General features: G+C 49.8%; 15 protein-coding genes. 1 reads left to right on the top strand and 14 read right to left on the bottom strand.

Annotated elements, in window-relative coordinates; all coding sequences use genetic code 11:
* Nucleotides 1-5 precede the first annotated feature (5 nt).
* The 7 genes from ACN0T0_RS08110 to ACN0T0_RS08080 form a co-directional block, all read right to left on the bottom strand.
* Entirely contained in the window at nucleotides 6-1,523 is a 1,518-nt protein-coding gene (locus tag ACN0T0_RS08110) for a SpoVR family protein (protein ID WP_417224928.1), read from the bottom strand.
* Between the two features lie 4 nt (nucleotides 1,524-1,527).
* The gene (locus ACN0T0_RS08105) at nucleotides 1,528-2,802 is read right to left on the bottom strand and encodes a YeaH/YhbH family protein (RefSeq protein WP_417224926.1); all 1,275 of its coding nucleotides are present in this window, start codon (nucleotides 2,800-2,802) and stop codon (nucleotides 1,528-1,530) included.
* Between the two features lie 39 nt (nucleotides 2,803-2,841).
* Nucleotides 2,842-4,764: a PrkA family serine protein kinase gene (locus ACN0T0_RS08100; protein ID WP_417224924.1), complete on the bottom strand. Its 1,923-nt coding sequence runs from the start codon at nucleotides 4,762-4,764 to the stop codon at nucleotides 2,842-2,844.
* 177 nt (nucleotides 4,765-4,941) lie between these two features.
* Nucleotides 4,942-6,057: a dihydrolipoamide acetyltransferase family protein gene (locus ACN0T0_RS08095; RefSeq protein WP_417224923.1), complete on the bottom strand. Its 1,116-nt coding sequence runs from the start codon at nucleotides 6,055-6,057 to the stop codon at nucleotides 4,942-4,944.
* Nucleotides 6,054-7,037, bottom strand: a complete 984-nt coding sequence (locus tag ACN0T0_RS08090; protein ID WP_417224921.1) for an alpha-ketoacid dehydrogenase subunit beta — start codon at nucleotides 7,035-7,037, stop codon at nucleotides 6,054-6,056. Before ACN0T0_RS08090 ends, ACN0T0_RS08095 begins: the two co-directional genes overlap by 4 nt.
* Nucleotides 7,030-8,118 carry a pyruvate dehydrogenase (acetyl-transferring) E1 component subunit alpha gene (pdhA, locus tag ACN0T0_RS08085; RefSeq protein WP_417224919.1) on the bottom strand — a complete coding sequence of 363 codons (1,089 nt, stop codon included), beginning with the start codon at nucleotides 8,116-8,118 and terminating at the stop codon, nucleotides 7,030-7,032. Before pdhA ends, ACN0T0_RS08090 begins: the two co-directional genes overlap by 8 nt.
* Nucleotides 8,119-8,129: 11 nt before the next feature.
* Nucleotides 8,130-8,546, bottom strand: a complete 417-nt coding sequence (locus ACN0T0_RS08080; protein ID WP_417224917.1) for a hypothetical protein — start codon at nucleotides 8,544-8,546, stop codon at nucleotides 8,130-8,132.
* Between the two features lie 614 nt (nucleotides 8,547-9,160).
* Between ACN0T0_RS08080 and ACN0T0_RS08075 the strand changes: the two genes are divergently transcribed.
* Nucleotides 9,161-10,336: a L,D-transpeptidase family protein gene (locus ACN0T0_RS08075; RefSeq protein ID WP_417224915.1), complete on the top strand. Its 1,176-nt coding sequence runs from the start codon at nucleotides 9,161-9,163 to the stop codon at nucleotides 10,334-10,336.
* 91 nt (nucleotides 10,337-10,427) lie between these two features.
* On the opposite strand, the gene ACN0T0_RS08070 is transcribed toward ACN0T0_RS08075, so the two are convergent.
* From ACN0T0_RS08070 to prmA, 7 genes are all read right to left on the bottom strand, one after another.
* Nucleotides 10,428-11,822, bottom strand: coding sequence for a tetratricopeptide repeat protein (locus ACN0T0_RS08070; protein WP_417224913.1), 1,395 nt, complete (start codon nucleotides 11,820-11,822; stop codon nucleotides 10,428-10,430).
* Between the two features lie 154 nt (nucleotides 11,823-11,976).
* Nucleotides 11,977-13,260: a phosphoribosylamine--glycine ligase gene (purD, locus tag ACN0T0_RS08065; protein ID WP_417224911.1), complete on the bottom strand. Its 1,284-nt coding sequence runs from the start codon at nucleotides 13,258-13,260 to the stop codon at nucleotides 11,977-11,979.
* 74 nt (nucleotides 13,261-13,334) lie between these two features.
* On the bottom strand, nucleotides 13,335-14,918 hold the full coding sequence (gene purH, locus ACN0T0_RS08060) for a bifunctional phosphoribosylaminoimidazolecarboxamide formyltransferase/IMP cyclohydrolase (RefSeq protein ID WP_417224909.1): 1,584 nt from the start codon (nucleotides 14,916-14,918) through the stop codon (nucleotides 13,335-13,337).
* 37 nt (nucleotides 14,919-14,955) lie between these two features.
* Nucleotides 14,956-15,246 (bottom strand): DNA-binding transcriptional regulator Fis, encoded by a 291-nt coding sequence (gene fis / locus ACN0T0_RS08055; protein ID WP_126158370.1) that lies wholly within the window; start codon nucleotides 15,244-15,246, stop codon nucleotides 14,956-14,958.
* 24 nt (nucleotides 15,247-15,270) lie between these two features.
* Nucleotides 15,271-16,281 (bottom strand): tRNA dihydrouridine synthase DusB, encoded by a 1,011-nt coding sequence (gene dusB, locus ACN0T0_RS08050; RefSeq protein WP_417224907.1) that lies wholly within the window; start codon nucleotides 16,279-16,281, stop codon nucleotides 15,271-15,273.
* A gap of 224 nt (nucleotides 16,282-16,505) precedes the next feature.
* Nucleotides 16,506-17,648: a zinc-ribbon and DUF3426 domain-containing protein gene (locus ACN0T0_RS08045; RefSeq protein ID WP_417224905.1), complete on the bottom strand. Its 1,143-nt coding sequence runs from the start codon at nucleotides 17,646-17,648 to the stop codon at nucleotides 16,506-16,508.
* A 12-nt stretch (nucleotides 17,649-17,660) separates the two neighbouring features.
* A complete protein-coding gene (gene prmA / locus ACN0T0_RS08040) occupies nucleotides 17,661-18,554 on the bottom strand; it encodes a 50S ribosomal protein L11 methyltransferase (RefSeq protein WP_417224903.1) in 894 nt (297 codons plus the stop codon).
* Nucleotides 18,555-18,644 lie beyond the last annotated feature (90 nt).

Here is an 18,644-nt window from a genome sequence, read left to right as displayed (position 1 = left end):
GGCGATCAGGCGACGGCATCGACGTTGACTTTAGCTGGGCAGTGACGTTCCTGTTCCACATTGCCGTCGGGAGAGACGGATTCTAAGTGAATATCAAAGCCCCAGAGTTGGTGCAGATGTTTCAGTACCTCATCCGTATCTGGGTCGAGAGGTTGTTGGTTGTGCATATAGTGACGCAGGGTTAGAGAGCGATCGCCTCTGATATCGACATTGTAGATCTGGATATTGGGTTCTCGATTGCCGATATTATAACTCGCCGCTAGATCTTCACGTACTTTCTGATAACCAATATCGTTATGGATCGCGCTAATTTGCATGGTACTGAGCGCAGCGTTATCGGTAATGGTAAATAGTTTGAGTTCCCGCATCATATGGGGCGACAAATATTGCAAGATGAAGCTCTCATCTTTGTAATTGCGCATGGCATGCTGCAGGGTTTCATTCCAATCACTGCCAGCGATGTCGGGAAACCATTCGCGGTCTTCATCGGTGGGGTTTTCACAGATGCGGCGGATATCCTGCATCATGCCGTATCCGAGCGCATAAGGATTGATCCCGTTAAAATAGGGTGAGTCAAACGGTGGCTGGTAGATAACGCTGGTGTGGGAATGAAGGAATTCCATAATAAAGCCGTCGGTGACTAGCCCTTCATCATGCAGGTGGTTGAGGATGGTGTAGTGCCAGAAGCAGGCCCAGCCCTCATTCATAACCTGTGTTTGTCGCTGAGGGTAATAGTATTGCGCTATTTTTCGGACGATCCGCACAATTTCCCGTTGCCAAGGTTCGAGTAATGGGGCATTTTTTTCGATGAAATAGAGTAGGTTCTCTTCGGGGTCTTTGGGAAAACGGGGCGCCTTATCTTGAATAACTTCATCCTTTTTCGGGATGGTGTTCCAAATCTGATTAAGGTGACGCTGAATATATTCTTCCCGATCCAGTAGACGACTCTTTTCTTCCTCAGGGGTGACAGGTTGAGGGCGTAGGTAGCGATTAACGCCATAATTCATCAGGGCATGACAGGAGTCCAGCATCTGTTCGACGGCATCGACACCATGCCGTTCTTCACATTTGGCGATGTAGTTTTTGGCAAACAGGAGATAATCAATAATGGCAGAGGCATCGGTCCAGGTTTTGAACAGGTAGTTACCCTTAAAGAACGAGTTATGGCCATAGCAGGCATGAGCGATAACGAGTGCCTGCATAGTCATGGTGTTCTCTTCCATTAAGTAAGAGATACAGGGATTCGAGTTGATGACGATCTCATAGGCCAGCCCCATCTGGCCGCGTTTATACTGCTGCTCGGTAGAAACAAACTGTTTGCCAAACGACCAGTGGTTGTAATTAAGCGGCATACCGACCGACGAATAGGCGTCCATCATCTGCTCGGAAGTGATAACCTCGATCTGATTAGGGTAGGTATCCAGCCCGTAATGTTCGGCGACCCGAGCGATTTCCTGATCATACTTTTGAATCAGTTCGAAGGTCCATTCTGAACCGGTGGAAATGGGCTCTCGCTGTTTCATAGGCTCACTCCTTTTTCTCAAACAGTTTACGAAACACCGGGTAGATATCGGAAGCCTCTACGATGGTTTGCATGGCAAAGGTCTCACCGAACTTTTCTCGTATCTGTTCATACTCTAACCAGAGGTTTTGGTGCGGTCCGGTGGTGATTTCGACGTAGGCAAAATATTGCACCATCGGTAGAATTCGTTGCTCTAACACTTGACGACACAGATGCGAATCGCCATCCCAGTTATCGCCGTCGGATGCTTGGGCGACATAGACGTTCCAGTCGCCGGGAGGGTAGCGTTCTTGAATGATTTCGGCGCTTAGGTTGAGGGCACTTGAGACGATGGTGCCGCCGGTTTCCCGGGAATAGAAAAACTCCTCTTCGTCGACCTCTTTAGCGTGGGTATGGTGGCGGACAAACACCACCTCTATTTTTTTATAGCTGCGGGTTAAAAATAGATAGAGCAAAATAAAGAAGCGTTTGGCGGTATCTTTAATCGACTGTGTCATTGACCCCGACACATCCATAACGCAAAACATCACCGCTTTAGAGCTTGGCACCGGGGTGCGGATTAGATTGTTGTATTTAAGATCGAACTCATCAATGAAGGGCATCCGTTTGATGCGCTTATTGAGGGTTTTGATCTCTTCATTGAGGGCGGCAATTTGCAATACCGTCTCTTGGCTGGGCGGCAAGCCCTCTAAGGTTTTGATCTCAGCTTTAAGTTCGCGTATTTTGCGTCGCTCTTTACCAGAAAGTGCGATTCGTCGAGCGTTAGCGGCCCGCAGTGAGCGCACCACATTGAGTTTGTCGGGTGAGCCAACACTGGTGAAGCCTGCCCGACGTACCTCAAAGCTGGTGGCATCGCGCAGTTGTTTTTTGATCATATTAGGCAGTTCGAGGTCCTCAAACATAAAGTCGAGAAACTCTTCCTGATTGATCTGAAAGGTGAACTCATCCTCTCCTTCGCCCTGATTGCTTGCCTGTCCCTGACCAGAACCGCCACCACCGCCGCCTTCGGGGCGTTTAATTTCATCGCCCACCACAAACTCTTTGTTGCCGGGGAAAACCCGCTGGCGAATGCCACCACTGCCATGATGAAAAACCGGTTCGGAAATATCCTTGCTGGGGATACTGACTTCGCCTCCCCGGTCAATATCACGGATGCTACGGGTATTTACCGCGTCCTCAACGGCCCGCTTAATATGTTTCTTGTAGCGGCGTAGAAAGCGCTGTCGATTAACAGTACTTTTTTTCTTCGCATTGAGGCGGCGGTCGATGATATAGCTCATACAGCGCTCTCCTGATCAGACCCGACTTAGGTAAACCCCTTATTGGGATTTACGCACTCTGATGTACCATTCTGACAGCAGCCGGACCTGTTTCTCGGTATAACCGCGTTCGGTCATTCGCTTCACAAACTCACTGTGTTTATTCTGATCCTCAGTGGAGGCTTTCGGGTTAAAGGAGATAACGGGCAGCAGATCTTCGGTATTGGAGAACATTTTCTTCTCAATGACCGAGCGCATCTTCTCATAGCTGTTCCACGCTGGGTTTTTACCATCGTTCTCGGCTCGCGCCCGTAATACAAAATTAACGATTTCGTGGCGGAAGTCTTTAGGATTGCTGATGCCCGCGGGTTTTTCGATTTTTTCCAGCTCTTCGCTAATGGCTTGACGGTTGAGGATATCGCCGGTGTCTGGGTCGCGGTATTCCTGATCCTGAATCCAGAAGTCAGCATAGGTGACATAACGGTCAAAGATGTTCTGGCCGTATTCTGAATAGGACTCAAGGTAGGCGGTTTGAATCTCTTTGCCGAGATATTCGATATATTTGGGTGAAATATACTCTTTCAGATAGCCAATCAGTCTGTCATGGGTCTCTTGCGGGAACTGTTGCTGTTCGATCTGTTGCTCAAGCACATACATCAGATGAACCGGGTTCGCAGCGATCTCCGTGGAATCGAAGTTGAATACCTTGGAGAGAATCTTAAACGCAAACCGGGTGGAAATACCCTCCATACCCTCATCGACACCGGCATTATCTTTGTATTCCTGCATCGATTTAGCTTTAGGATCGGTATCTTTTAGATTCTCGCCGTTATAGATCCGCATTTTGGAATAGATATTGGAGTTTTCTGGCTCTTTGAGACGCGACAGCACGGTAAATTGCGCCAACATATTCAGTGTGTCGGGGGCGCAGGGTGATTGAGCAAGAGAACTGTTTTCAAGCAGTTTCTGGTAAATTTTCACCTCTTCAGAGACCCGCATACAGTAGGGTACTTTGACAATATAAACCCGGTCGATAAAGGCCTCATTGGTTTTGTTGTTCTTGAAGGTTTGCCACTCAGATTCGTTCGAGTGGGCCATGATAATACCATCGAAGGGAATGGCTGCCATCCCTTCGGTACTGTTGTAGTTACCTTCTTGAGTGGCGGTTAGCAATGGGTGCAGCACCTTGATCGGCGCCTTAAACATCTCGACAAATTCCATCATGCCTTGGTTGGCATGACACAGGGCACCGGAGAAACTATAGGCATCGGGATCGTGTTGGGGGAACTCTTCGAGCATACGAATATCGACTTTACCCACGAGACTGGAGATATCCTGATTATTTTCGTCACCGGGCTCGGTTTTGGCAACTGCAATCTGGTTGAGAATAGAGGGGTAGAGTTTTACCACTCTGAATTGCGAGATATCACCACCAAACTCATGCAGGCGTTTCACCGCCCAAGGTGACATCAGGCCTTTGATATAACGCAGCGGAATATTGTATTCCTCTTCAAGGATCGCGCCGTCCTCTAAAGGGTTAAATAATCCCAAGGGTGATTCATGAATTGGCGAGCCTTTAATCGCATAGAAAGGAGTATGCTCCATCAGCGCTTTTAGGCGTTCGGCGAGTGATGATTTACCGCCGCCTACCGGCCCGAGTAAATAGAGTATTTGTTTACGTTCCTCGAGACCTTGCGCGGCGTGTTTAAAGTAATCGACAATCTGCTCGATGGCATTCTCCATACCATAGAACTCATAAAAAGCAGGGTAGCGGCGGATCATTTTGTTGGAAAAAATGCGACTGAGCTGAGGGTCTCGGGAGGTGTCGATTAGTTCTGGCTCACCGATTGCGGCCAGCAAACGCTCAGCGGCACTAGCATAGGCCAGCGGGTCATTTTTACAAATTTCGAGATACTCCTGCAGGGAGTATTCCTCTTCCTGTTTGGAGTCATAACGCGCTTTATATCGTTCAAAAATACTCATATGCCACCTTCCTGCTATAGTCTGACCTTGTTAGGCTAACGTCGCAAATAGCCCGAAATTGATTGAGGGCTTAGATCATCTACTCACACCATTTCTTTCTATAAGCTTAGTTCATGGATAGCTAGTGGGTAGAAAATCTGTAATTTTTTATCCTCGTTTTGGTTAAAAATATTTTAATTAACTAATTGATTCTTCGGCTAAATCGTCTATTACAGCACGTAAAAACCTTGCAGCTTCTCCTCCGGTTGCGGCCCGGTGATCGAAGGTCAGTGACAGCGGCATTACCCGGTGTATAACGACTTTACTGTCGACTGGAATGACCTGTTCTCGAATCACGCCCGCCCCGAGAATCGCCACAGTGGGTGGTACGACGATCGGACTGGCGTAGCGCCCAGCAATGGTGCCGAAATTACTCAGGGTGATGCTGGAACCCTGAAGTTCAGCCGGTGGAATGGTACGTTGGACTACATCCTCTCTCAGACGATTTAGCCCGGCACGGATATCTTTTAGGCTTCGATTGCCGATATCTCGTAGCACTGGTACGAACAATCCCTGATCGGTATCCACCGCGACGCCTAGATTAATTTGATTTAGCATTCTTCGTGCCAGTTGCTGGCCATCGAACCAGACGTTGAGGGCCGGTTCTGCCTTACAGCCCGCGGCTACCGCATGAATCAAGCGGATGGTGATATCTTCGGCGACAGCCCAAGTGTGAATGTCTACGTCTTCGTAAAGGGTGACGGGAACTACACTGGCGTGGGCGAGTGCCATATTACGAGCCATCTGTTTGCGTACGCCCCGTAATGGTTCAGCCTTACCGTGGGTGCGGTCGGTTTTTGCCAGCCGTTCAATATCATCTGCAGAGAGTTGGCCATCTTGGCCGCTACCTTGAACATTATGGGTTGCAACATCCAGACGATGGGCGAGTGAGCGCACCGCGGGCGTCATTTTTTGTCGGTAAGCTTGGGTGCTAGGTGCCGCACCAATAAAGAAATGGTCGGTCGAGGCACTGTTGGACTCCTGTTTTAGCTCGCCCACCACGGTGCCGCTATCATCCTCTTCGCCGGCAAACTCTAACAGTGGCTCTCCGGTGTGAATGGTGTCGCCTGCTTGGCCGAACAGGTGGGCAATCACGCCATTCTGAGGCGAAGGAATCTCGATAATGGCTTTCGCTGTTTCAACGGTGGCTAAAATCTGATCGGTGTTGACCGAGTCACCTTCGTTGATTTTCCATTCAACAATTTCAGCTTCGGGGAGTCCTTCCCCAAGGTCGGGTAGCTTGAAATATTTCATGAGAACTCCAGAGTGGCTTTAACCGCATCAAGAATGTCGGCGGTGTTTGGCAGATAGTGATCTTCCATTCGGTAGTAAGGCATGATGGTGTCATAACCCGTTACTCGGTTGATCGGTGCTTGTAGGTTGAGTAAGCCGCGCTCGGCGAGTGTCGCAGATATTTCCGCGCCGACGGCACAGCTTTTTGGCGCTTCATGAATAATCACGCAGCGCCCTGTTTTAGCGACCGAGGCGAGCATAGTTTGATGATCGATCGGGTTGAGGGTGACAACATCGATGACCTCGCAGCTGACTCCCTGCTTGGCGAGTTGGTCGGCTGCTTCGAGGGTTTCTTTGATCATCGCGCCCCAGCTAATCAGGGTGATATTGTTTCCTTCTCGTAGGGTATAACAGCTATCTAACGGCAGGGCTTTACCGTTATCTTCAACCGGTTGTGCGTTGAGACGATAGATCCGCTTAGGCTCCATAAACAAAACCGGATCAGGATTACGGATAGCGGCCAATAGCAGACCATAAGCTCGAGCCGGCGATGAAGGGATAACCACCCTAAGCCCGGGTATGTGGGCGAACAGTGCTTCGGTGCTTTCCGAGTGGTGCTCGGGTGCATGAATGCCGCCTCCGAAGGGTACCCGTAAGACCATTGGGCAGTGAAGCCGTCCGCGGGTACGGTGACGTAACCGGGCAGCGTGACAGATAAGATGCTCCATGGTAGGAAAAATAAAGCCCATAAATTGAATTTCGGCGACGGGTTTCAGCCCCTGGGCCGCCATCCCGACTGAGAGCCCCGCAATCATAGTTTCGGCCAGCGGGGTATCGAGCACGCGTTTGATACCAAAAGCTTCCCGTAGGCCGACGGTGGCGCGGAACACGCCGCCATTCACGCCGACATCCTCGCCAAGAATCACCACCGTATCATCCCGTTGCATTTCTGATCGTAACGCGAGGTTGATCGCTTCGACCATGGTCATTGTGTCACTCATGATGGTTACCTCCCGGTTGAGCATGACGGATCAAACGCTCGCGCTGCTCTTTCAGTGCCTCTGGTAGCTCGGCATAAAGAAAGTCGATCAGGTGTTCAACCGGTTGATTCGGTTGTTGTAAATAGCGATCTAAGCCCTGTTGAATCATCTGTCCAACTTCACTTTGCCAAGCGGATTCTTGTACTTCATCCCACCATCCTCGTTGATGCAGGAAGGTTTGTAGGCGTTTAATCGGCTCTCGCTCCCAGGCTGCTTTGAGTTCGTCGTTACTCCGGTAGCGGGTCGCATCATCGGCGGTAGTATGATCCGACAAACGATAACTGATCGCTTCGATCAGTGTGGCGCCTTTGCCTTCTCGAGCGTGTTGTAGGGCATTACTGACCGATTCATGCAGTGCTATCACATCATTCCCATCAATCTGCTCACCACGGATGCCTGCACCGATCGCCTTCTGGGCCAATGTCGGTGCGCCGCACTGCAATGACCGGGGCACCGAAATCGCCCATTGATTGTTATTAACCATAAAGACAACGGGGAGCTGCCATGCGCCGGCGACATTAAGGGCTTCCATAAAGTCCCCTTTTGAAGTGGCACCATCGCCGCAAACGGTGACTACGGCGCGCTTTTCTGCTCTTATTTTGATGGCGGTTGCTACGCCGGTGGCGTGCAGCGCTTGGGTTGCAATGGGCACGGCGTTTGGAAAGTCTTGTCCCATCGCCGCCGAGGCATTACCTCGTTCATCACCGCCCCAGTAACTGAGCATGTCTTCCATTGATAAGCCCCGGAGCATCTGTACCGCATGGTTACGGTAGTAGGGAACTAACACATCATCGGCCTGCATCTGCTCACCCAGCACCACTTCGATTGCTTCAGCCCCCAGTAGAGAGGCATAGGTGCCCATCTGGCCGGTACGCTGTAGGGCAATAATTTTGTGATCGAGCTGTCGTGCCAGCACCATATTACGGTAGTAACTGACTAAGGTGTCTGGCTGTTCTGCCCAGTTGGGTAGTGGTTGTAACGGCTCGCCGCTGGCGGATAAATAACGATTAAAATTGATCTGTGCCTGATAGACGGTTTCCATTTTCGGCCTCCTTAGGCGGCGTACGCTTCTGCCAGACGAGCTTGCTGAGTAAGCCTTTCAGCTCTGAGGTCGTCGGTTGTGCTGGTGTTTTTATATTGGACATTGGCCTGAGGGTAAGGCCGGTTCACAGCGCCACTCATCAGAGTGATGTTGTGGGTAATCGCAGTATGAGGTTGTCGACTGTGGTGTAAGGCAGCGAAGGTTAGTCCGCCGCCATTGACCGGATAGTCAGGTGTATCGAGTATGCCGCGACAAGGTAGAGCTTTGCCTGGGTGCCTAGCGGCCCGTTGACTATTAGTCGCAGCGGCGATTATGGCGTATTGTAAGCGCTTGCTCGCCGCCGGGGTGATAATTGTCTGTAAGTAGGCTGTTGGATCTTGCCAAATAGCTAGATCCTGTAAACCGGTGTTTTCCATCTGTCTAAACATGACGGGATCCTCCGTGCGCGTTTCAAACGTTGGAACTACTTAATGTCTCTATCGGTGAAGGTGGTTTTGTTCGCCACGTTTTCAGCTCGATGTGTGATCGACCTTTGAGTCGATTTATTGGTTGCTCTGCCTTTTGGATAGCACAGAGCGAAGTAAAGTTCAGCTTGCTCAGGAGTGGAAAAATAGTTTTAGCGTTGTGTCTTAGCCGGTGGCATCGTTTGCTGCAGCGCATTAATCATAGGACTGGCAAGGCTTCGGCGTGAAATTGATAGTCTGTAGGCCGAGGGTGCTAATGGGTAAAAAATATTTTTAAAAATCTTGCTGCTTGAATAAAGCAGAATACTTGCTACTTGCAAGAGCGAAAGGGATGATTTGCGTCTAAAATCTATGAATATGAATTAAATTGATGGATTTACTGGTTAAATGGTGTAAATCCTGATGTTCGACAAGGCTTCACCGAATATAATCTCTATCAGTCGGCGATTACAGCTGCAAATGCCTACTGTATAGGTATAATTCGATAAACTTCATTCATTTGTCAGTGTTAAAGGTTACCAATCTGAGTTATGAAAAACCTGCCTGTTGTATATTTGCTAAAGCCGCTTAGAAAAGCAGTGCTGGTATCTCTTTGTGGTTTGTTTCCCCTCGGTGTACATGCCGATACCGATACTCTAAGTCTCGATCAAGAAAGTCTTCTGCTAGCTAGTTTAGGTGACCTGCAGCAGAATCAGATGACCGGGGCGATGGATAAGTTACGTACCCTGATAAAAGAGCAGCCTGATTTTCGGCTGGCGCAATTGATCTATGCGGATCTGATGGCGGCTCAGGGAGGCACTCTGAGTGCTGTTGGTAATAATGGCCGCAGTGATAAGAAAACCTTGCAAGGGCTCATTTCAGAAGCGCGTGCACGTATGAGCGTCGACCGTTATAAGCCTCAGCCCGGCACCATTCCGGGTAGTTTGCTGCAGATGTCACCGAAGCAGAAACATGTCATTGTGATCGATACGAATTTGTCCCGTTTATATCTGTTTGAAAACAATAACGGTATGCCCCAGCTGATTAAAGACTATTACGTCTCTTATGGTCGGGGTGGGGTTGATAAGCGTAAGCGTGGTGATCTTAAGACGCCATTGGGTGTTTATTTCACTACCGGACGGCTCACCGATGATCAACTGCCGCCGCGTTATGGCACCGGTGCGTTGCCGATCAATTATCCCAATGCTTGGGATCAGCGCCTTGGTAACACTGGCAGCGGTATCTGGGTACATGGATCGCCTAAGGATACTTTTAGTCGTCCACCGCAAGCCAGTGAGGGCTGCCTATCACTGAGTAATAATCACTTCAGCGAATTGGATCAGATTGTCGACTTTACCGATACGCCGGTGTTGATTGGCACCCATTTCGAGTGGCTTGATCCGGACAGCTGGAAGCAAAAGAAGAAAGCCTTTACCGAGGTAGTCGACAGCTGGCGCAAAGATTGGGAAAGTCGTGATACCGATACCTATCTGACCCACTACTCAGAAAAATTCAATAATGGCAAAATGGGTTTCAACCGTTTTGCTCAGCATAAGCGCCGGGTTAATAGCAGCAAGTCATTTATTGATGTAGATATTGAGAATCTTAGTATTTATCAACATCCTGACAAACCCGATTTATTCGTGGCCACTTTTAAGCAGAACTATAAGAGTGATAACTATAGTGGTAGCAGCTTAAAGCGGCAGTACTGGGTTAAAGAAAATGGCCAATGGCGTATCGCTTATGAAGGTGATCCGCAGAAAGGTAAGCCTTAAGCGCAAGGCTTCATGTTAGCCGCAAATGATAGAGATAAAAAAACCGCCGATTGGCGGTTTTTTTATCAGCGTAAGCTCGCTTATCTCAGTATTACAGGGTGGTTTCGGTCAGAATTTTCCAAATACCGTTTTCCTGAGTCAGGGTTAAGGTTTTATAAACGTCATCCTGATAGGTGTCAGATTGGTATTTCTGGCGGAACACTGAGCGCACTTTGCCATCACCGGCTTCAGCCAAGGAGATATCAGAGATCACCACTTTAATAAACGATGGTTTGCTCAGGCGTTGTTGGCGTCCCCAGACCCATTGCTTGTGGCTCACTGAAGCTGGGTCGGGTGAATAGCTGTCGGTATAGAAATCGAGGTAAGCCGGAACATTTTGCGCAGACCAACTGGTCGCCCAGTTAGTGATTGTTTGTAAAATTTCTGCTCGTACCGGTTCACTTAGTACTTCACCGGCTTTGTTTTTCAGCTCAGCTTTGGCGACGGTCTTCGTTATAGCGACCGGTTTGGCGCTGGCGATTACGTCAGTTGCGGGCTTATCAGCGATAGGCGTAGGCACCGTTCCTTCAGATTGATCTCGTTCCTCTATGATCAATTTTGCCGCAGGTTTAGTGCTAACAGTGTCTTGGCTTGGCGCTGCGGCTTTAACTACGGGTTTGGCGACGGGCCTTACCGGTTGAGGCGTTGCTGTAGCCAGCACTGTTTGTGGTAAAGCTGGTTGATAGACCTGATCTAGAATGCCGAGACTGACACGATCAGGCTTTTTGTTACTACTGTTGAGATCCAATGCGCGGTTGTATGCTTGAGTCGCCATCGCAGAATAAACCGTTTTCAAGTTGCTTTGAACCTGAGCGTAGCTGGGATTGGTCTCAAACGCCTGTAACAACACTTCGACGGCTTTGTCATTATCACCTTGGCGGGCATAAACCACCGCAAGGTTGTTGTAAGGCTCGGGTGAATCGGGGTAAAGGTGGCTGAGTTTACGGAAAATATCAGCCGCTTCATTAAGCTTGTTTTGATTGATCAGTGAGATACCGTAGAGCAACCAACCGTTGGGGTCTTTTGGATTCGAGACGAGGTAATGGTTGACCTGATTAAATGCGCCTTGCAAGTCGCCTTTGCTTTGCAACTGTTTGGCTTGCTTTAACTCAGTGGCCAGTAATTGAGCATTAAACTCAATTTTTTGGCGTAGCTTATCTGATTCTGGTTGATTCTTTTTTAACGGCATTGCGCTTTGGGCCTGTTCTTCATCGGCCATCCAGCGGTTGAGTTCATTTAGCTTGGCTTCAATATCGTCCTGATTAGCCTGAAAGGTCTGAGATTTTGAACAGTCGTAACCATTCTTCGCGCCGGCACTTTGACAGAAGCTGTCTTGTTGCGAGGCTGCGCTGACTGAAACAGAGCCGGTTAACACACCGATCGCTAGTGCGAGGGTCAGTTTGCGGGTCTTAGCTAAACGTATTTGTCTGCTACCTTTCTTTGTCATCGGGGAGGTCCATTGTGGCATAATCAGGCACTATCGCTTTTCGTAACTTGCGATTATAACTGGAAAAAAGTTATGAGAAAGCCCTCAAAGGTCATATTGGTGAGATAAAAAAACAGCCACCATTGGGTGACTGTTTTTAGACTAGCGTGATTGTTTAGCTTTGTTCCCGGGCGATAGCCCGATAAGCGATGTCGTCACGGTAGTAAACTCCGTTCCAATCGATCTGCTTAACCAGCTCGTAAGCACGTTGCTGTGCTTCGGTAACGCTGTTGCCCAGTGCGGTTGCGCAAAGTACTCGACCACCGTTGGTAACCACCTGGCCATCTTTCATCGCCGTGCCAGCATGGAAGACTTTAGCGCCTTCTTCAGTGCTCTGTGGCAGACTGATGACGTCGCCTTTGGTGTAATCGCCTGGATAGCCGCCAGCGGCTAATACGACGCCTACGGCGCAACGAGTATCCCAGTCGGCGCTGGTTTGATCCAGCTTGCCATCTAATGCCGCATCGCACAGTTCGACGATGCTGGATTTTAGACGTAGCATAATGGGCTGAGTTTCTGGATCACCAAAGCGGCAGTTGTATTCAATCACTTTCGGTGTGCCGTCGGCCATAATCATCAGACCCGCATAAAGGAAACCAACATAGGTATTACCCTCGTCAGCCATGCCTTTAACCGTTGGCAGGATAACCTCAGCCATAATGCGCTGATCGATCTCAGGCGTTACAACCGGAGCGGGAGAGTAAGCCCCCATGCCGCCGGTATTTAGTCCGGTATCACCGTTGCCGGCCCGTTTGTGATCTTGGCTGGTGGCCATTGGCAGTACGTTAGTGCCATCAACCATGACGATAAAGCTCGCTTCTTCGCCATCCAAGAACTCTTCGATGACGACGCGGTGTCCCGCTTCACCAAAGGCGTTACCTGCCAGCATATCCTGCACGGCGTCTTCCGCTTCTTGCAGCGTCATGGCGACAATCACGCCTTTACCGGCGGCTAGACCATCAGCTTTAACAACGATGGGCGCACCTTTTTCACGTAGATACGCTAAGGCTGGCTCAATTTCAGTAAAGTTTTGATAGTCGGCGGTAGGAATTTTCTGACGTTCGAGGAAATCTTTGGTGAACGCTTTTGAGCCTTCCAGTTGCGCCGCGCCTTTAGATGGGCCGAAACAACGCAGACCTTCGCTGCTAAAACGATCAACAATACCTTCAACCAGTGGCGCTTCAGGGCCAATAATGGTCAGTGCAACGGCATTGTCTTTAGCAAAGGCAACCAGTGCATCCTGATCCATGACGTCGATCGCCACGTTTTCAAGCTTAGGCTCGAGTGCCGTACCGGCATTACCCGGTGCAACAAATACTTTACTTACCTTGCTGTCTTTGGCCGCATGCCAGGCTAATGCGTGTTCGCGACCGCCGGAACCAATAACTAATACGTTCATATCTCTACCTTAATTCTGAAATCGTCCGATAACAAAAGAGCCAGATAAACTGGCTCTTGCTGTCATCGCTGTGCTTAGTGGCGGAAGTGACGCATGCCGGTAAAGACCATCGCCATACCGTGTTCATTAGCCGCATCAATGACTTCCTGATCGCGCATTGAGCCGCCTGGCTGAATCACTGCTTTGATACCTGCCGCCGCAGCGGAATCTATACCGTCACGGAAGGGGAAGAACGCATCAGAGGCCATGACCGAACCTTTTACTTCCAAGCCTTCATCGGCCGCTTTAATACCGGCGATTCGAGCGCTGTAAACACGGCTCATCTGTCCCGCGCCTATACCGATGGTTTGACCTTCTTTGGCATAAACAATCGCGTTAGATTTAACAAACTTAGCCACTTCCCAGCAGAACAGCAGATCACGAATCTCTTGTTCGGTTGGCTGTAAGGTGGTGACAACTTTCAGTTCGCTGACATCAACCATACCCAAATCTTGATCCTGCACCAACAAGCCGCCATTAACGCGTTTGTAGTCGAAGCGCTTGGTGCGTTCAGTTGACCATTCGCCGCAAGCTAGCAAGCGAACATTAGGCTTAGCCGCAACGATATCCGATGCTTCTTGTGTGACTGATGGGGCGATAATCACTTCAACAAACTGACGATCAACGATCGCTTTAGCTGTTTCTGCATCCAATTCGCGGTTAAAGGCGATAATGCCGCCAAAGGCTGAGGTTGGATCTGTTTGGTAGGCTTTGTTGTAAGCTTCTAACAGATTGTCGCCAATCGCTACACCGCAAGGGTTAGCGTGTTTAACGATAACACAGGCCGGTTCTTTGAATGGTTTAACACATTCCAGCGCAGAATCAGTATCGGCCACGTTGTTGAATGACAGCGCCTTGCCCTGTAATTGACGTGCGGTCGAAACACTGGCTTCAGCCGGGTTAGCTTCAACGTAGAAAGCCGCTTTTTGATGTGGGTTCTCGCCGTAACGCATCTCCTGCGCTTTAACAAATTGAGTGTTAAAGGTGCGCGGGAAATCAGCGGGCTCGTCAACGCTACCGTCAGTGATCGCACCGAGATAGTTAGCGATCATGCCATCATAAGCGGCAGTGTGTTCAAACGCCTGAACGGCTAGATCGAAACGGGTTGGGTGAGTCAGACCTTGGTTGGCGTCTAGCTCAGCAATGATACGATCATAGTTGTCAGCAGTGACAACGATAGCAACGTCTTTATGGTTTTTAGCAGCAGAGCGAACCATGGTCGGTCCACCGATATCGATGTTTTCGATAGCCAGTGGCAGATCACAGTCTGGGCGAGCGATGGTTTGCTCGAATGGGTACAGGTTAACCACGACCATATCGATCGGGGTGATGCCGTGTTCATTCATAATGGCATCATCGATGCCGCGACGACCCAAGATACCACCGTGTACTTTGGGGTGTAGAGTCTTAACGCGGCCGTCCATCATTTCCGGGAAACCGGTATAGTCAGATACTTCAATAGCCGGAATATCGTTTTCTTTCAGCAGCTTGTATGTGCCACCAGTGGAAAGGATCTCAACACCGCGCTGGCTAAGTGCCTGGGCGAATTCAACGATACCTGATTTATCAGACACGCTGATCAGTGCGCGACGTACCGGAGTGATTTTCTGCTCTGCCATGGTTTTGTCTTCTGAGTTAAGGTTAAAAAATAGTCGTTTACAGCAGGCCGTACTGCTTTAGCTTTTTACGTAGCGTGCCGCGGTTTAAACCGAGCAGCTCGGAGGCTTTCGTTTGGTTGTCCCGGGTGTAGGTCATCACGGCTTCAAACAAAGGGGCTTCAATTTCAGCCAGTACCATTTGATACACGTCGGTGACAGGTTGTCCATCCAGCTGGCGAAAGTAGTTATGCATAGATACTTGTACGCTATCTCGCAAAGTGCGTTCCTGCACATCGATGTTTTCTATATGTGTTACTTGTGTATTCAATGTCTTGTTATCCACTTGCATCAACCTAAAAAATTGAACCGTTACTCAGGCAGCAGCGTCTGCTTTACCCGGTACGATGAAAAATGACCGGATCGCGTCTTGCTGATGTTCGGTTTCTTCTATCTGATTAAACTCTTTTCTAAATAGCTCTGGATCGTGTAATCGTTCTGCGCCCGGATTGTTTTTGAGGTACCAGCCGACATGTTTGCGGGCAATACGTATCCCGGCATAGTCGCCATAAAAACGGTACAGCGCAGACAGATGTTCCAAGAGCGTATCCCTGACTTCAACGGCGGTCGGGGAGGGTAGCATTTTGCCGGTCTGAAGGTAATGACTTATCTCACGGAAAATCCAAGGATTCCCCTGTGCGGGGCGGCCTAGCATCACCGCATCGGCACCGGTGTATTCGAGCACCTGGCGGGCTTTTTGCGGGCTGTTGATATCACCATTAGCAAACAGCGGAATATCGATAGCCTGACGAATACGGGCGATGGTGTCGTACTCGGCATCGCCCTTATAACCACAGGCCCGTGTCCGACCATGGACGGCCAATGCCTGAATACCTGAATCTTCAGCGATGCGGGCAATGGTTTCACCGTTACGGTTGTCGGTATCCCAACCCGTACGGATCTTCAATGTGACCGGCAGTTCCACGGCTGCAACCGTTGCCTGAAGGATCTCTTTGACCAGGGCTTCATCTTTCAATAGGGCGGAACCGGCAGCCTTGTTACAGACTTTTTTGGCGGGGCAGCCCATGTTGATATCGATGATATGCGCGCCATTGGCCGCATTGGCTCTGGCAGCCTCTGCCATCATCTCAGGATCACCACCGGCGATTTGGACGACATTGAGGCTATTATGGGTATCTTTCTGTAAACGGTAGCTGGACTTGCGGCTGTTCCATAGACGCGTATCAGAGGTGACCATCTCGGAAACCACCATGCCCGCGCCCAGTTGTTTGCACAACCGGCGGAATGGCAGGTCGGTTACACCGGCCATCGGCGCCAGAATAACCTGACTATCAATGGTGTGCTGTCCGATTTGAAACATGGCCAACCCCGAATTTAGAGAAATAGCTGCCTGTGGCTATCAAAATGATAACCCCGATACCGCTGTTTGGAAGGCGGACAATCATACTCTTTCAGGCGGGGAGGGCCAAGGATTTTTTGATGGTTTTTTGATCATATTGTTGTTGCAAAATGTGTTACAAAATGATCAGAAAGGGCTGGAGGGGACGGTTTGGTTGCTGTTTTAGGGGTGTATAAATTTGGTGGTTGGGGCTATCGAGGGGCGTTGTTCGGCTGGGTAGGTTTGACTAAGGTAGCTTCATAACTGAGTGCTCTGCGGCCCGGATCGAGAATCTCAAACTCAATCTGTACCGAGCGTTTGGGGGATATTATCTGCGGTGCGGTGTGTGCTGTATCGAGGTACTCGGTTGGCTGAAAGGTTCGCTGGCTGACGGGTTGTCCGAGGCGATCTGAGAAGGATAGCAAAATCGCCGGGTAGGGTTGGGCGACATCCGCCAGATTTTCGAGTCGCAGATTCACCCTTAACGCGCCTTGAAAGTCGGGGTGTTGCCGTACCAATAGTTGTTGGGTCTTGATCTTGTCGAGCATAATGGGAGCATCGAGCTGACAGGGTAGATATTGGCAGGCATATTGATAGGCTGCAGATAGCTCGGAGTAAGCGCTGAGTGGCTGGCGGTTAAACCAGAGGTATTGCCCGAGCAGCAGTAAAACCGCGATCAACGTCAGTACTGTCCAGCCGCGGTGTGTTGCGGTGGGCGTTGCGGCACGATTGATAAATAGGGGTTCTGCCTGAAAGTCGGTTAAGGGGCGTATTGATTGTGTTGTGGGCTTAGGTGACGCATTGGTTGGCGTTATGCTTGCCGTAAGGGTATCGGTCAAGTCGGTTGTATTATTCGCTGCTGGCTGTTCAATGGCAACGGAAGGTTGTGCTGCGGTACTGATCGGTAATAGTTCGCTAACCGGCTGTTCTAGATCGATGTCGATGGTTGTTATTGCTGCAGCATCAGCATTAGCATTAGCGCTGAGTCCTATTGTATTCGCCGCGGCGAGAACGTCGTTATCGTCATCGAGTGGTTCGGGCAAAATCGGTTGAGCGCTGCTTGAAGGGTAGCGTTTATCGTCACCGCTAAGGTTATCAGGTGAGGTGAATAGTGCTACTTCGATCTGATCAAATAACGGGTCGTTATCGAGCGTGTCACTTAGGTCGTCCAGTTGATCAACCGGCCTTAAATCTATCTGAGGGTCGACCAGCGTATCGCAGCGATAGACCTGAGCATTAAAGACTTCAAGGCATTCGCCACAACGCACCTTGCCATGGGCAATTTTGAGTTGCCCGGGAGTGACCTGAAACCGTGTGGCACAGGTCGGGCACTCGGTGATGATGTTGTGGTTCATACTAGCGCCGGATTACCGTTTTATACCAGTAATGCGGATCCAGCCTTCTTTCTCAGTGACCGGATCTAGGTCGAAGTCTGGACTATACGCGGCACGTAGTTCTTCTTCCTGATCGGCCAACAATCCGGATAAGATTAGTTGCCCGCCAGACTTGCACAGGGCGGTCAGCGTTGGCGCCAGTTGTACCAGTGGTCCCGCTAGGATATTGGCAACGACCAGATCAGCCTGATCTTGTGGGGCTTTTTCGGGGAAGAATACCTGTAGCTTATCTTTAGATAGCTGATTACGTTGTAGGTTATCGAGACTGGCATCGAGGGCTTGAGGGTCGATATCCACTGCGGTTACATGTTCAGCGCCGAGCAGGAGCGCCGCAATACCGAGAATGCCGGAGCCGCAACCATAATCGACCACCTGTTTTCCATCCAGTGTTAGAGAATCGAGAAATTCAAGGCACAGTGCCGTGGTTGGGTGGGTGCCGGTACCGAATGCTAGACCGGGGTCTAGCATCAGATTAACCGCGTTGGGTTCAGGCACCTCTTTCCAGCTAGGACAAACCCAGAGGCGTTGACCAAACTTCATGGGATGATAATTATCCATCCACTCTCTTTCCCAATCTTTATCTTCGACGATTTCTGTTTTCATCGGTGGGAAAGGGGTATTAGGAAATAGCTGTTCGTGGGATTTTTTTAAGAAGACCTGAGTGGCGTCTAGGTCATGATCAGCGGAAAACAATCCAGTCAGTACGGTGTTTCTCCACAGGGGAGTGGTTCCCAGTTCTGGCTCAAAGATAGGGGTATCTTCTTTATCCTGTAGGGTGACAGCGGCGCAGCCAGCTGCAAGCAGTAGGTCTTCATACTGTTCGGCGTTATCTGGTAGGACATCCAGTTTAATCTGTAACCAGGGCATGACGTTTTCCTTATAACCTACGATATCTGTTCTTTATAACAAGAGGATCAAACGAAAAAAAGCCTCCAGTGGGAGGCTTTTCGCGGAAAC

It is taken from the genome of Amphritea sp. (genome assembly GCF_048266285.1).
GTDB lineage: Bacteria > Pseudomonadota > Gammaproteobacteria > Pseudomonadales > Balneatricaceae > Amphritea.
The sequence above is the reverse complement of the archived record's forward strand: the minus strand, read 5'-3'. Positions and strand labels throughout refer to the sequence as shown.